Here is a 12,635-nt window from a genome sequence, read left to right as displayed (position 1 = left end):
CCATACAACTTACCGATCTAAATCACTCAGATCAAGCTATTTTATAATCCTGGGGGTCAAGAAGACCAACAGTTCAGAAGTGTCTTCTCGTTTGGTCGTCGTTTTGAAAAGCCATCCCAGGAATGGAATATCCATCAGATAGGGGATTCCGTTGATCGAATCGGTCTTCGTGGTCTCATAGATACCGCCGATGACAGTTGTCTCCCCATCTTTTACAAGAACGTTCGTGGTCGCCTCCTTCTTAAGAATACTCGGGCCGGATGCGCCGAATCGGGTCTCTCCCGGGGCGTTCTTGCTCACCCTGATCTTCATGATAATCCCTCCATCCGAAGAGATATGCGGTGTGACCAGAAGAGTGAGGTTTGCATCGACAAAGGTGGTCTGTGTTCCGGCCTGAGAGGTGGTCGAAAATGGAATCGACTCTCCCTGCTCGATCTTCGCCTCTTGATTGTTCAAAACCGACACCTTCGGCGTCGAGACGACCCGTGTTAAACCTTGCGATTCCCCGGCCGAGAGTCGAAGATCGAGATTAATCGGATTGTCTGTAAACCGGCCGAACGAAAAGCCGAGACCGCCGAAATTTTGAGCGGACGGAAGGTTCACCGCAAAGGACGGGTCCGGTGTGCCGAAAACGGCGCCCGGTCCCCCCCCTCCCCCCCGCAAACCGACGATATTTCCGCCGGTGACGGTTTGGGCGGAGGCCCCCCACTGAATGCCGAGGCTTCTGTTGAAAGTCGGCGCCACCTGGACTATTCGCGCCTCGATGACCACCTGAGGTGTTTGGGTATCGATTGTCTTAACAAGTCTGGCAACTTCATCGAGATTTTTTTCGATATCTTTCACAATCAGCGCATTCGTTCGGCCATCGACAGTAATATCTCCTCGTGTCGAGAGAAGCTTTCTGAGGGAATCGACGAGATCGGCCGCCTTTCCGTAGTTCACATAGATAATTCGCGTCTGGAGGTCCTCCGCCTTGATCTTGGTCTCTTTGGCGCGGGCCTCTTCGTCTTGCTGTTGCGCAATATTAGACAAGGTGGCGATCCGAATGATATTCCCTTCGCGGATTTGGCCGAAACTGTTCATCTTCAGGATAATGTCGAGCGCCTGGTCCCAGGGAACATTGATTAATTTCAATGTCACTTTTCCCTTTACATCTTCTCCGAGAACGATATTCAGGTTGCTGACATCCGCGATCAGCCGGATGACATTGGCGAGATCGGCATCCTGAAAATCGAGAGAAATTCTCCTCCCCACATATTTGGGAGGGGTGACCGATCCGGTTTCTACTTTTTTCTTAGACTCTTCGGACGATTCCCCGTTTTCAAGAACGATATCCGCCTTGTCGGCCACCCGTTCCAGCGGGGCCTCTACAGAAGGCTTTTCCGCCATTCTCACATCAATCATCGGCGCCGGCGCCGGCGCGGGAGCCGCCGCTGCCTCAGTCCCCTCCGTCATGCCGGCGGAAGGATCAACCAAAGCGGCCACTTCCATATTAGGAACAGCCGCCTCAGGCATCGGCACAACAGGAGGAACGATGACCGCTGTTGCAGGCGCCGCGGAGACATCCGCCGGTGCAGAAGAATTTCCAGACGCTTCTTTCTTAGACGAGGAAGCGACCTCGGAAGCATCTTTTAAATGAACGCGCAGTTGGGGGCCATCTTGTTGCAGCGAGTATACAACCGGCGCATTTAAATCGAGGACAAGCCGCACTTTGTTCGAATGAACGCCGATTCGGGCCTGCTTGACGGCATGGTTCTTCGCAGGGAGGGTCTTTATTTTGGAGGCCATTTTCACATCGGGAAGATCGATCACGAGACGCTTCGGATCGAGAAGGAAGACATTCGGAGAAAGCTGTCCATCCGACGTGATCACCAACTGGAGACCTTCCTTCCGATCGAACCGGATCGATTTGACGATCTTTGCCGGAGAGAGATCTTTCTCCTCCTTGATCGGCGGAGGAAGGACCGGTTTCGGCTCCTCGGTGAGCGCGAGGATCGGTTCCACCGGTTTCTCCACGACCGGTTCAGCCGGTTTCGACGCCGGATGAGCCACTTCGACGATGAGATTGGTCCCCTCCGTCCTCACATTCGTCTCGACAGATTCATCGACCTCGATTTCCAGACGCCCGACCTGATTTCCCTCTCCCGCCACGGGGAGAATCGAACGGACCCCCCCTTGATTGACATCGATCTTTTCCGTAAATTTTCCGAGGCCGACACCCGCCATATCCACAATCAGACGATAAGGATCGGTCAGATGAAAAGTCGTATAAATCATCGGTTGCTGGCCTTCCACGACCACTTGGGTCTTCTCAGACTCTGAAACAACGCGAATATCGACGATTTCCTTTGGGGATGAGGGTTGTGTCATCACCTGAGAGGCCTTCGGAGAACAGGATTGGGTCCATATTAAAAATACAATCACGAAAACAAGTCTGTTCTGCCCGATCATTCTAGCCCCTCCTTTTGGGGATGAAGTTCCATCACAACATTCCTCACTTTGGTCTCACCAAAGATGTCGAGGTATTTTTCTTCAATCACCACTTCTTTGTTTGTAATTCGGCTGATCACACCGTTGTTCATCCCGATCCGGGTTCCCTTTCGGACGGGATATCCCTTTCCGTCCTGCGTCTGGATGACAGCGCCGTGTCCAAAGCCTCCCCAAACAATGCCGATCACCTTCATTTCAGACAGCTCCTTCCGCTGCAGAGGGGGAAGGTTTTCCGAGGCGCTTCGCTTTCCGATGGCGATAATAATCGATTTGAATGGGTCACGCCTCCCTTCCGGATTGTATTGAAAGAGCGCAGCGGGATCTTCTTTCTTGACGAGGACCTCCGGGGAAACAATTTCTTCCGCCGGGAGGGCCGGGACAACCGTCGGAGCGGCCGGTACGACCTTCGCCGCCGTCGTTGGCGCCGGCTTCGAAGCAACCGGCGGTGCGGTCTCGCCGCATCCGAATAAGAACGCTACGAGGAAAAGCATACCGTTATTTAAAAGAAATTGTTTCCTGATCATGGAGCCCCTTCAACAGAAGCAAACGCCGTGGCGGAGAAACTGGTCTGGATCAAAACCTTATTTTGTTCCAGCTTGGAGCTCCCCATCCGAATATTCGACACATTAATAATCCGAGGCAATTTGCTGATTTTATCGAAGAAGACGCCGAGCGCATGGTATGCTCCGGCCACTTCCACATTCACAGGAATTTCGACGTAGAGTCCCGACGGGCTGGGCCTTTTCTCGGCAGGCCGCCACAATTTAAAATCAAGGCCGGTCCTCCCCCCCAAGTCGGACACCTGCTTCAAGAGAATTTCAACCTCCGCCTCCGGAGGAAGCTGCTCTTTTAAAGTAGCCAGTTGAAGTTGAAGCTGTCGATTCTCCGTGATGAGTTCATCAAGGCGCTTCACCTTGATTCGATGAATATTGATGTCATTATTCAGCGCTGCGATTTGCCCGTTGAGGGTAGAGATCTCACCGCTCTTCGGGATAAAGACAAACCAAACAAATGCCCCGGAGATGATCACGATGACGAGAACAAGAGAGACAAACTTTTGGGTATTGGTGAGGTTCTTCAGTTTTTCCAGATTCAATGCCATAATGCCGCCCGGCCGCCCCTTATTGTTTTATGCCAGAGACCATTTGAGCCTGAATGTATAAATGGAAACGGTCCCTTCCATCCCCTGTCTTGATTCGAGAATCTGCACATCTTTAAAAAGAGCAGACCGCTTTAAATTATTGATGAAATCGACGATTTCGCTGTTTGTGGTGGCCCTTCCCTCCAGGTCGATCACACCGTTCTGCTCATTGACGTTCACCAACCATACTTTCTCCGGAAGGCTTCGGCTGATTTGATCCAGGAGAAGGACAGGAATCGACTGATTTTTACGGAGCTGCTCGATAATATGGATCTTCTCCTCGACCGCTTTCTTGTCTTTCTCATAATTTTCTACTTCTTTTACTTTTGTCTTAAGCACTCCCAATTCCGTCGTCAGTTTTGTCTTTTCGGCCGTTAGATTGTCGACCCTCTCATTGAGCGTAATCCAGCCGTATCCGAGAATCAGGAAAAGAACGGACAACACGCCGGAAGCAAGGATCAACTGCGATTGAATCTCGACCTTCTTTTTTCCCTTCTTCGCTTTTTGCGTCGGAAGTAAATTGATCTTGATCATTGATTATCGATCCCCAATTTTTCGAATCGCCAAGCCCATTCCGACCGCAGCCAAGGGCGCCATCTCTCGAATGTATTCCGGGTCAAATACTTTTTTGGGAATATCCACTTTTTTAAAGGGGTCCGCCATTTCAACGGGGACTCCCGATTTCTCCGCAAGCTGGGACAACAGATCAGGAATTTTGGATGCTCCTCCGCTGAGAACAATGCGGTCGATGTTCTCATTGGTAGAGGTCGTTTTGAAATAATCGAACGATCGGATCACCTCCGAAGAAATTTCCGCGTTCAAATTGTTGATGATGGAAGAAAGGGCCTGAGGATCGATTCCTTCAACCGCCTCGTTCCGCTTTGCTTTCTCGGCCTGTTCGTAGCTGACGTTGAACTCTCTCTGAATCGTCTCGTTGTAGCGATTTCCTCCGATGGAAATATCCCGCGTGAAGGCGAAGGTGCCGCCCTTCAGGATATTAATGTTCATCACGCTGGCGCCGATATTGACGAGCGCCACGATCTCCCCTTCCCTCGCGTCATAATTCACGCCGAACATGTTCTCGATGGTAAACGCGTCGACGTCGACGATCACCGGATTGAGTCCTGCTTCCGTCACCAAGGTCGTGTATTCGGTCAACTTGTCCTTCTTGACCGCCACCAACAACACCGACATCTGCTCTTTCGATTCCTGATTGTCTCCCGTTCCAAGAATATGAAAGTCGATATTCACGTCGTTAATGTCAAATGGGATGTATTGTTCCGCTTCCCATTTGATCGATTCCTCCAGCTCTTCCTCCGTCATCATCGGAAGACTGATTTTCTTCACAATCACCGAATGCCCGGAGACGGAAACGGCGACATCTTTTACTTTGACCGCCTGCTCCTCCAGAAGCTCTTTGATCACGGAGACGACCCGTCCCGCATCCATAATCGTTCCGTCGACGATCAGTTCGGAATCAAGCGCCTTGACGCCGAACTTCTGAAGCTGGTAACCCTTGCTTGTCTCTTTCACCTGGACCAGCTTGATCGCGCCGGAGCCGATATCGAGTCCGATGAGCTCTTTTTTACGGGAAAAGGGGAGAGAAAGTTCCATCAGAATCGGCACCTCAACCTTTCTTTGAAAATCCCTGTTTATTGGAATAACCGGAACGGCGAGAGATGATCTTCTTTATTTCCTTGATGTTCTGATCGGAGTAGAGCCGCCAGTTTCTCCAGTCTCGCCCCACGTTGGAGATCCGTCCTTCGCTTTCCCATCGGAACAACGTCGCCTTCGAAATATCAAACAATGCGCAGATATCTTTCGTTTTGTATTTCCCATTATTCTTATGAAGCATTCCCAAATTCCTCAAGTATCCCGCCATGCAATTTGACGATAGTAAGTATACTTAGTATTTGACGTTTGTCAAGGAAAGTGGAAATTTTAACCGAAAAGTTGATAATTTTAAAATCGTATCAGGACAGGCAATCAAGAAAGAGGAAAATTTCTTTAATGGATTGGGAGCAGGCCGATCAATTATTTCCCCGCTCGCTTCATCTGAAGAAACTTTCCGGCGGAGCTCCGGATGACTTCTGGAACGCCCTTGTTTTTCGCGAGATTATTGAGCTCTTTGGGTTTGAGGTTTTTGATGAAACCGAGGGAGAGCCCCACGGGCGTTTTGGGATTGTTTACGAGACCGACGATAATCCCGTAATTCTTCATCCAGTTCCGATTGTTCGCAACGACACGCAGAATATCTTCGGATACGTTTTTTGACTGGGCGATCGATTCCACTTCTTGTTCCGTCAGTCTGGGGCTGTTAAGGACGGCCAGGATGACTTGTTTATTCGAATCCTTTAATAGAAGGGCTCTTGCTTCTTTGTTCCCTTTGAGTGCCAGTTGAATTTTCTCAGACACCTTCATCTGTTGAACTTGTTGAAACAAGTTCACGAAATCAGGCTCCTGTACCGCCTCCGTGTCAAGCGCTTTTCGTTTGGACGCAAACCACGGCTCCTGAGCGTAATCTCCAAACATGCGGACATAATTGAGCGTGGCTTCCCAGGCATTCGGATGCTGAAAGATCTTCCGGATGAGCGATTCCGTCGTAAGAAAATATTTTGTAATTAAGTCGAGGGTAAATCCGTCGGTCGACGAATCCTCCACAAGGAAGAGGAGTGTTTCGGATTGAAGGATTTCTAGATTGAGTCGCGGTAAAAGGAGCTGTTTTCGATCAGCCACACTTCTTACCTCAATTTAGAATCGGGATGATTCGGGTGTATTCCCTCTTGGAACCGGTTTCGGCTTTCTCTCGGCCAGACCGATCGTCGCCTTAAAGTTCTCTCCTAAGAAGAGCTCTGTCAGAATCTCAACGCCGTTCTCTCTATTGTCGGTCCGAACGATTCTGGCTCCCCTGACAAAAGAAGCGATTTTCTTGCCGATCTGCTCGTCTTTCGCGACCAATTCGGAAATCGTTTTTTTTGAATTGATCTGCAGCATCATAATTTGTGATTCGAGTTTTGCGTAAGCATCCACCTTGGCGTGTTGCACCGCTTGGATCCTATCCGAAAGCGACCACTCTCCTTGGATCTGCCCGATGCCGACCGCATGGAGGGTGACATCGGCCCAGTCCGCATGCGGCGCGACTTCGGGCCCCGATTCGCAGGAAAAAAGAAATAAAACCGAGATCACCAGAAGAAAGAGCCTTCCATAGAAATTCACTTTCATGATTCCTTCCATCGTTGATAGATTCGGTTCTCAATCTTCAGCCCATCCAGCGCGCGTCCCACGATAAAGTTGACCATATCGTCGATCGATTGGGGATGATTGTAGAAGGCCGGCATCGCCGGAATGAGGGTGGCCCCCATCTCGGAAAGCATCAACATATTCCTCAGATGAACCTGGTTGAGCGGGGTTTCCCGCGGAATGAGCAGGAGCGGCCGCCTCTCCTTGAGGGTAACGTCGGCGGCCCGTTCAATGAGGTTCGAAGAGAATCCGTGGGCAATCGCCGCCAACGTCTTCATCGAACATGGGGCGATGATCATCCCTTGTGTGGGAACCGATCCGCTGGCAATCGGCGCCGTCATATCCTTCTCATTACAATACACGAGATCATCGCCGGCATATTTCTTTTTTAGGATTTCGCCGGTCTCTTCAAAATTGGCGCCCCACTCCAATCCGAGCTCCTCCCGAATGATCAACCGCGCCTCATGGGAAAGGGTCAGATAGACCTTGTGCTTTTCCTTCAACAGATACTCGAGGAGCCGCACCCCGTAGACCGCCCCGCTCGCCCCCGAAATCGCCACCACGTAACTCGACATTTTTACCCCGGCTGTCCCAAATCCCGATGGCGCCAATGAACCTGCAATCCCCTCGACTGGAGATGCTCCCGTAATAAATTGACAATGGAGACGGATCGGTGTCTTCCGCCGGTGCATCCGATCCCGATCGTCAGATAACTTTTCCCCTCCTTCTCGTAAAGCGGGACGAGGAAATCGAGAAAGCCGTACAGCTTCTCCAGAAATATCTTCGCCTCCGGCTGGGAGGTAACGTAGCTTTGGATGCGGGGATGCTCCCCGGTGAGCGGCTTCAACTCCCTTTCAAAGTTGGGATTGCTGAGAAAGCGGACATCGAACAGGAGATCCAGATCATACGGAATTCCGAATTTATAGCCGAAGGAGATCAAGGAGATATTCAAATGGTTGTTCTCTCCTTTCTCCAAATAATATTGGGTGATCACCTCTTTGAGCTGGTGAACATGATAATTGGAGGTGTCCAAAATTTTATCGGCGCGTTTCCTCAGGTCGCTTAGTTTCTCACGTTCCATCCGAATGCCGTCGATCACCGAACCGTCCCGGGCCAACGGATGCGGACGACGCGTTTCCGAAAACCGCCGCACGAGCACCTCGTCATTCGCCTCGAGGAAAAGGAGTTCCATCTGGTACCCCTCTTCCTTCAACTGATCGAAGATGTTCAGAAAATGGCCGAGGAAATCCCGTTCTCGGATATCAATGCCGAGCGCCGCCTTCGTAATATGGCTTCGCGACTGGTTGCACAGCTCTACAAACTTCGGAAGAAGGGGGGGCGGGAGGTTATCAATGCAAAAAAAGCCGAGATCCTCAAAGTACTTGATGACATAACTTTTGCCGGAACCCGAAAGGCCGCTAATGACGACCAGGCGGACATTTTTTGCTGCAGGCATAGGGTAAAACGCCGGGGATGAATGGCGCTTAATTAAGATCTTGCGTTAATAAATCGGCTCGATCAGCCCGAGTGTTCCATCTTTTCGTTTGTAGAGAACATTGATCCGGTGATTTTCATGATTTCCGAACAGAAAAAAATCTTTTCCGAGCAGCTCCATTTGTAAGGCCGCCTCTTCCAAGCGCATCGCCTTCACGGGGAAAACCTTCTTCTTTTGGACCGTCGGAATAGACGGTTCGGCCTCCGGTTGGGACTCCCCTGAAACCGCTTCCTGCCGAACCCGGTGATTGGTCAGTTTTTCCTTATATTTTTTAAATTGCCTTTCGATTTTGCTCATGGCCTGATCGACCGAGGCATACATCTCGTCGGTCTCTTCTTCGGCCTGCAAGAGAAATCCGTTCGCTCGAACCAACACCTCTGCAATATGACGGTACTTTTCTACCTTGAGCGTAAATGCGATCTGTGTGGTTTTGGAGGAATATTTTTCAATTTTCCGCGCACGGCCCTCAATATACTCCTTTAACGCGGGGGTGACCTCCATCTGTCTTCCGGTGATCATGACTTCCATTGATCCTCCTTGCGACGGTCGGTACAAATGGGATATTCCCGTTGGATCGTCTAAAAAGGTCTTTTCCGCCGACTCGCGGGTGGAATCTTGAGCCAGGCCCGATACTTTGTCACCGTTCGCCTGGCAATGTCCACATCATTTTGCTTGAGGCGCTCTACAATTTCCTGATCTTTTAAGGGGTGGACCGGATCTTCTTCCAAGACCATTTTCCGGATCATCTCTCGAACGGCAATTGAGGAAAGGTTTTCTGCGCCGTTCCCGACGCGGGGAAGGCTGCTATTGAAAAAGAATTTCAGCTCGAAAATACCTTGCGGGGTGAACATATATTTATTGGTGGTCACGCGGCTCACCGTCGACTCATGCATCGAGATGTCATCCGCCACCTGTTTGAGGATCAGCGGCTTCAAACAACTGATTCCCTTCTCCATGAACTCGTATTGAAAATTAACGATACTCTCGGCCACCAACTGGATGGTCCGGTTTCTCTGTTCAATGCTGCGGACAAGCCAAAGGGCCGACCGAAACTTTTCTTCAAGATAGGTTTTTGTCGTCTCCGCAACGGTCTCCTTCGATCGGAGGAGACTGCGGTAAAAAGGGCTGATCTTCAATTTGGGAAGACCGTCGTCATTCAACAGGACCACATATTTCCCTTCCGATTTGACGACGAAAACATCCGGGATGATATGGAGGTTCTCCGACGAAGTGAAGGGACGACCCGGCTTCGGCTCCAGATGCTCGATCACCTTCGAGGCATGCAACACCTCTTGAAGGGTGACATTACAGCATTTTGCAATATTCTGATACCGCTTCTTCTCCAGGTCTTCCAAATGATCCTTGATCACCGCATCAACCAAAGAGCCGGACAGTCCCAACTGAGCGGTCTGGATGAGTAGACACTCTTTCAAGTCTCTGGCGCCGACGCCGGTGGGATCAAATCCCTGGATTACTTTTAAAACTTTTTCAACCGATTCGACCGAGCTCGAGACCGTCTGCGCAATTTCCTCAAGTGAAGCGCCAAGATAACCGTTATCGTCTATATTGCCGACGAGTACCGTCCCGATCTCCTTCTCTTTCTCCGTCACCGAGGAAAGCCCCAACTGCCAAAGAAGATGATCTACCAGAGAGGCGGCCTTCGTAAGGGTTTGCTCATACGACGGCCGCTCTTCCGAAGAGGCGGCCGAGTAGCTTCCCCCCTCGTCTCCCCGATCATCATCTGTATAATAATCTTCCCACTTGAGATCGAGTTCATCTGACTTCTCAGACGATTCTTCCTCTCTCTTCTCGGTCTCTCCGTCCAAGGTCGCAGAAGCGGTTTCCTCTTCTGGGGAATCGGCGGCCGTATCTTCAAGAAGTGGATTTTCCAGCATCTCCTGATTAATGGTTTGGGTCAACTCGAGTCTTGAAAGCTGGAGAAGCTTAATGGCCTGCTGCAGCTGAGGCGTCATGATCAGCTTCTGCGTCATCTTTAGATCGAGTCTGGCTCGCATCCCACTCTCTGACCAAGACATATCCGAACCCCTACAAGCCTACGTTATGATTGAAGAGACGGCGCGTTTCGATCCTGCCAACGGAAACGATCGCCCAGATAAATTTCCCGCGCTTGCGGACTATTGGCGATCTCGGAGGAAGTCCCGGAAATGAGGATTTCCCCTTCATAGATGATATACGATCGATCGGTAATTTCGAGCGTCTCTTGAACGTTATGATCGGTAATGAGGACTCCGATCCCGCGCTTCTTGAGTTGAAAAATAATCTTTTGAATCTCCATGACGACGATCGGGTCGATTCCGGCGAACGGTTCGTCGAGGAGGATGAATTGGGGCGAGATCACCAAGGCCCGTGTGATTTCAAGACGACGACGCTCTCCTCCGGAGAGGGTGAACGCCTTGTGCTTCGCCAAATGTGAAATGTTTAATTCGCCGAGAAGCGCTTCCAGACGGGACTGCCGCTCGGCGGGAGAGAGATCGAGCGTTTCGAGAATCGCCATAATGTTCTCTTCGACCGTCAACTTTCTGAAGATCGATGGTTCCTGAGGAAGATAACTGATCCCCTTGCGGGCGCGAAGATACATCGGCATCCCTGTCATCCGCTCTCCGTTCAAAAAGATATCCCCGCGGTCCGGAGGGGTCAAACCGACAATCATATAAAAGGTCGTTGTCTTTCCGGCGCCGTTCGGACCGAGCAATCCGACGATTTCCCCGGCTCCCACACGGATATTGACATTCCGAACGACCTTGCGGCCCTGATATTTTTTTTCGAGTTCCGTTGCTTCGAGCATCTCTTTATCCGGAAAGTTTATTTTTTTCCTAAATTCAAATCGCTTACCCCGGAATGAATAATCACCTGACTTCCCTCGACCAGGCTCCGATTCTCCGCAATAAAAAGGGTGATCACCTTCCCCTTCACGCGGTACTCTTTTTCCCAAGCTTCGGCATCCCCCGTCAGGGTAATGGTCTCTTTCTTTTGGTCATAGATCCCCTTCTCCGCTTTGGCATGTTTTTCGCCTTGTCGAATGTCGACGTTGCCGGAGGTCTCGATTCGAGAGACCTCCCGCTTCTCCTGGGTCGAAGGTTCAATCAATAAAGAAGAGGACTCGGACATGAAAACTTCCGCGCGATCCGCCTTAATCGTTAAATCGCCTTTTTTAATAAAGACCTCTCCCTCGAAGATGATTTTGTCTTCCAGACTTTTAATCGTCATTTTATTGGAAGTAATGGAGATGGGTTCCTGAGGATTATTTTTAACCGGTATCTCACCGGCGACGGTAAACCCGCTCCCTCCGAGGAGTTCGATGAGGAGGAGTGGAGAAAAAACGTATTTAATGAACCAGCGCCTGAACATGACCCGAGACGGTGACCTCTTGGTTTTCCGGCGCAACGCGTAATTCGTTCCCGTTAATCTCAATTTGGGGGCCGGTGATGCGAGCGGGTCCCTCGGCGACAATTATCTTCTGATCGTTGAGCCAAGACAACGCCGGCGTCTCAATGGTGTAACCGTTGCTCAACTGGATCACCATCGGACCCTCTTTCTTCTCCAGGGAAAAATCTTTTGTCCGCGTATTGATCGTTCCCGAGTCTCCATCCAGAGATAATTCAACCCCCTGAGAGGTCTGAATTGTCACGGCGACTTTTTCAAGCAACGCTTTTTGGTCTTTCTCGAATATCTCGGCGCGATCCGCCCGCAACTCCCAATTTTTCACCCCTTCGTGTGACTGGACAACCGAGAATTGACCGATCTTTACATCCGCTTTTCCGCCGATATCATTAAAAAAGACAAGCAAATTTCTTTTTTTCATGCCGGAGACAAGCGCAAAAGACAAAAAAAGGAGGAAGGTCATGATGAGCATAAGCAAAACTTGCTTCGATTGTATTCTTAGCGTCAGCACGGTCTAAATATAACACAAAAGAAAATGCGAGTAAAGCAAATGTCCAATTCGGCGTGCTTCTTGCTTCATCTATGAAAACCCATTGAAAAATCGATTGCAACATCCCATGAATAAACGCGATTCGTCACGCGAGAAGAGGATATTGAAGCGGCCATTTAGGCTAAAATATACCGGGTCGATATTCCAATCCGACCTTAAATTCTGATCATCCGGATTCCCTTTTTTGGAAGACCCTCGCATCAGAAAAATCACAGAATAGGCCCTCTTAACGTCTACCGATGACGCAGAAATCTCCCGACGATACAAAGACAAGGCTCCCGGTTCAATCTTCCATCGACCGGATGACAACGGACCTG

Annotated in this window: 15 protein-coding genes; all 15 read right to left on the bottom strand. The window is 50.3% G+C overall.

The features are described from left to right. Nucleotides 1-36 precede the first annotated feature (36 nt). Nucleotides 37-2,370: a type IV pilus secretin PilQ gene (pilQ, locus tag MCM46_17210; GenBank protein ID MCG3113549.1), complete on the bottom strand. Its 2,334-nt coding sequence runs from the start codon at nucleotides 2,368-2,370 to the stop codon at nucleotides 37-39. A gap of 77 nt (nucleotides 2,371-2,447) precedes the next feature. Next, nucleotides 2,448-3,014, bottom strand: coding sequence for a pilus assembly protein PilP (locus tag MCM46_17205; GenBank protein MCG3113548.1), 567 nt, complete (start codon nucleotides 3,012-3,014; stop codon nucleotides 2,448-2,450). After that, on the bottom strand, nucleotides 3,011-3,592 hold the full coding sequence (locus tag MCM46_17200; protein ID MCG3113547.1) for a type 4a pilus biogenesis protein PilO: 582 nt from the start codon (nucleotides 3,590-3,592) through the stop codon (nucleotides 3,011-3,013). Before MCM46_17200 ends, MCM46_17205 begins: the two co-directional genes overlap by 4 nt. A 27-nt stretch (nucleotides 3,593-3,619) precedes the next feature. Then, complete coding sequence (locus MCM46_17195) at nucleotides 3,620-4,165, bottom strand: PilN domain-containing protein (GenBank protein ID MCG3113546.1); 546 nt, start codon at nucleotides 4,163-4,165, stop codon at nucleotides 3,620-3,622. Between the two features lie 3 nt (nucleotides 4,166-4,168). Next, nucleotides 4,169-5,257 carry a pilus assembly protein PilM gene (locus tag MCM46_17190; protein ID MCG3113545.1) on the bottom strand — a complete coding sequence of 363 codons (1,089 nt, stop codon included), beginning with the start codon at nucleotides 5,255-5,257 and terminating at the stop codon, nucleotides 4,169-4,171. 1 nt (nucleotide 5,258) lies between these two features. Further along, entirely contained in the window at nucleotides 5,259-5,486 is a 228-nt protein-coding gene (locus MCM46_17185; protein MCG3113544.1) for a MerR family transcriptional regulator, read from the bottom strand. 179 nt (nucleotides 5,487-5,665) lie between these two features. Continuing rightward, nucleotides 5,666-6,367, bottom strand: a complete 702-nt coding sequence (locus MCM46_17180; protein ID MCG3113543.1) for a hypothetical protein — start codon at nucleotides 6,365-6,367, stop codon at nucleotides 5,666-5,668. A gap of 15 nt (nucleotides 6,368-6,382) precedes the next feature. Continuing rightward, entirely contained in the window at nucleotides 6,383-6,853 is a 471-nt protein-coding gene (locus MCM46_17175) for a hypothetical protein (protein MCG3113542.1), read from the bottom strand. After that, complete coding sequence (locus tag MCM46_17170; GenBank protein ID MCG3113541.1) at nucleotides 6,850-7,446, bottom strand: UbiX family flavin prenyltransferase; 597 nt, start codon at nucleotides 7,444-7,446, stop codon at nucleotides 6,850-6,852. Before MCM46_17170 ends, MCM46_17175 begins: the two co-directional genes overlap by 4 nt. A gap of 2 nt (nucleotides 7,447-7,448) precedes the next feature. Next, nucleotides 7,449-8,327: an RNase adapter RapZ gene (gene rapZ / locus MCM46_17165; protein ID MCG3113540.1), complete on the bottom strand. Its 879-nt coding sequence runs from the start codon at nucleotides 8,325-8,327 to the stop codon at nucleotides 7,449-7,451. Nucleotides 8,328-8,372: 45 nt separating this feature from the next. Next, a complete protein-coding gene (gene raiA / locus MCM46_17160) occupies nucleotides 8,373-8,894 on the bottom strand; it encodes a ribosome-associated translation inhibitor RaiA (GenBank protein ID MCG3113539.1) in 522 nt (173 codons plus the stop codon). A gap of 50 nt (nucleotides 8,895-8,944) precedes the next feature. Next, nucleotides 8,945-10,381 carry an RNA polymerase factor sigma-54 gene (gene rpoN, locus MCM46_17155; protein ID MCG3113538.1) on the bottom strand — a complete coding sequence of 479 codons (1,437 nt, stop codon included), beginning with the start codon at nucleotides 10,379-10,381 and terminating at the stop codon, nucleotides 8,945-8,947. A 44-nt stretch (nucleotides 10,382-10,425) separates the two neighbouring features. Further along, the gene (gene lptB, locus MCM46_17150) at nucleotides 10,426-11,172 is read right to left on the bottom strand and encodes an LPS export ABC transporter ATP-binding protein (GenBank protein ID MCG3113537.1); all 747 of its coding nucleotides are present in this window, start codon (nucleotides 11,170-11,172) and stop codon (nucleotides 10,426-10,428) included. 17 nt (nucleotides 11,173-11,189) lie between these two features. Beyond that, nucleotides 11,190-11,594 carry an LptA/OstA family protein gene (locus MCM46_17145; protein MCG3113536.1) on the bottom strand — a complete coding sequence of 135 codons (405 nt, stop codon included), beginning with the start codon at nucleotides 11,592-11,594 and terminating at the stop codon, nucleotides 11,190-11,192. 118 nt (nucleotides 11,595-11,712) lie between these two features. After that, nucleotides 11,713-12,189 carry an LPS export ABC transporter periplasmic protein LptC gene (lptC, locus tag MCM46_17140; protein MCG3113535.1) on the bottom strand — a complete coding sequence of 159 codons (477 nt, stop codon included), beginning with the start codon at nucleotides 12,187-12,189 and terminating at the stop codon, nucleotides 11,713-11,715. Nucleotides 12,190-12,635: the final 446 nt, after the last annotated feature.

The sequence above is a fragment of the Candidatus Manganitrophus morganii genome (genome assembly GCA_021651055.1).
Classification (GTDB): domain Bacteria; phylum Nitrospirota; class Nitrospiria; order SBBL01; family Manganitrophaceae; genus Manganitrophus; species Manganitrophus morganii.
This window is presented reverse-complemented; position numbering and strand designations above follow the sequence as displayed.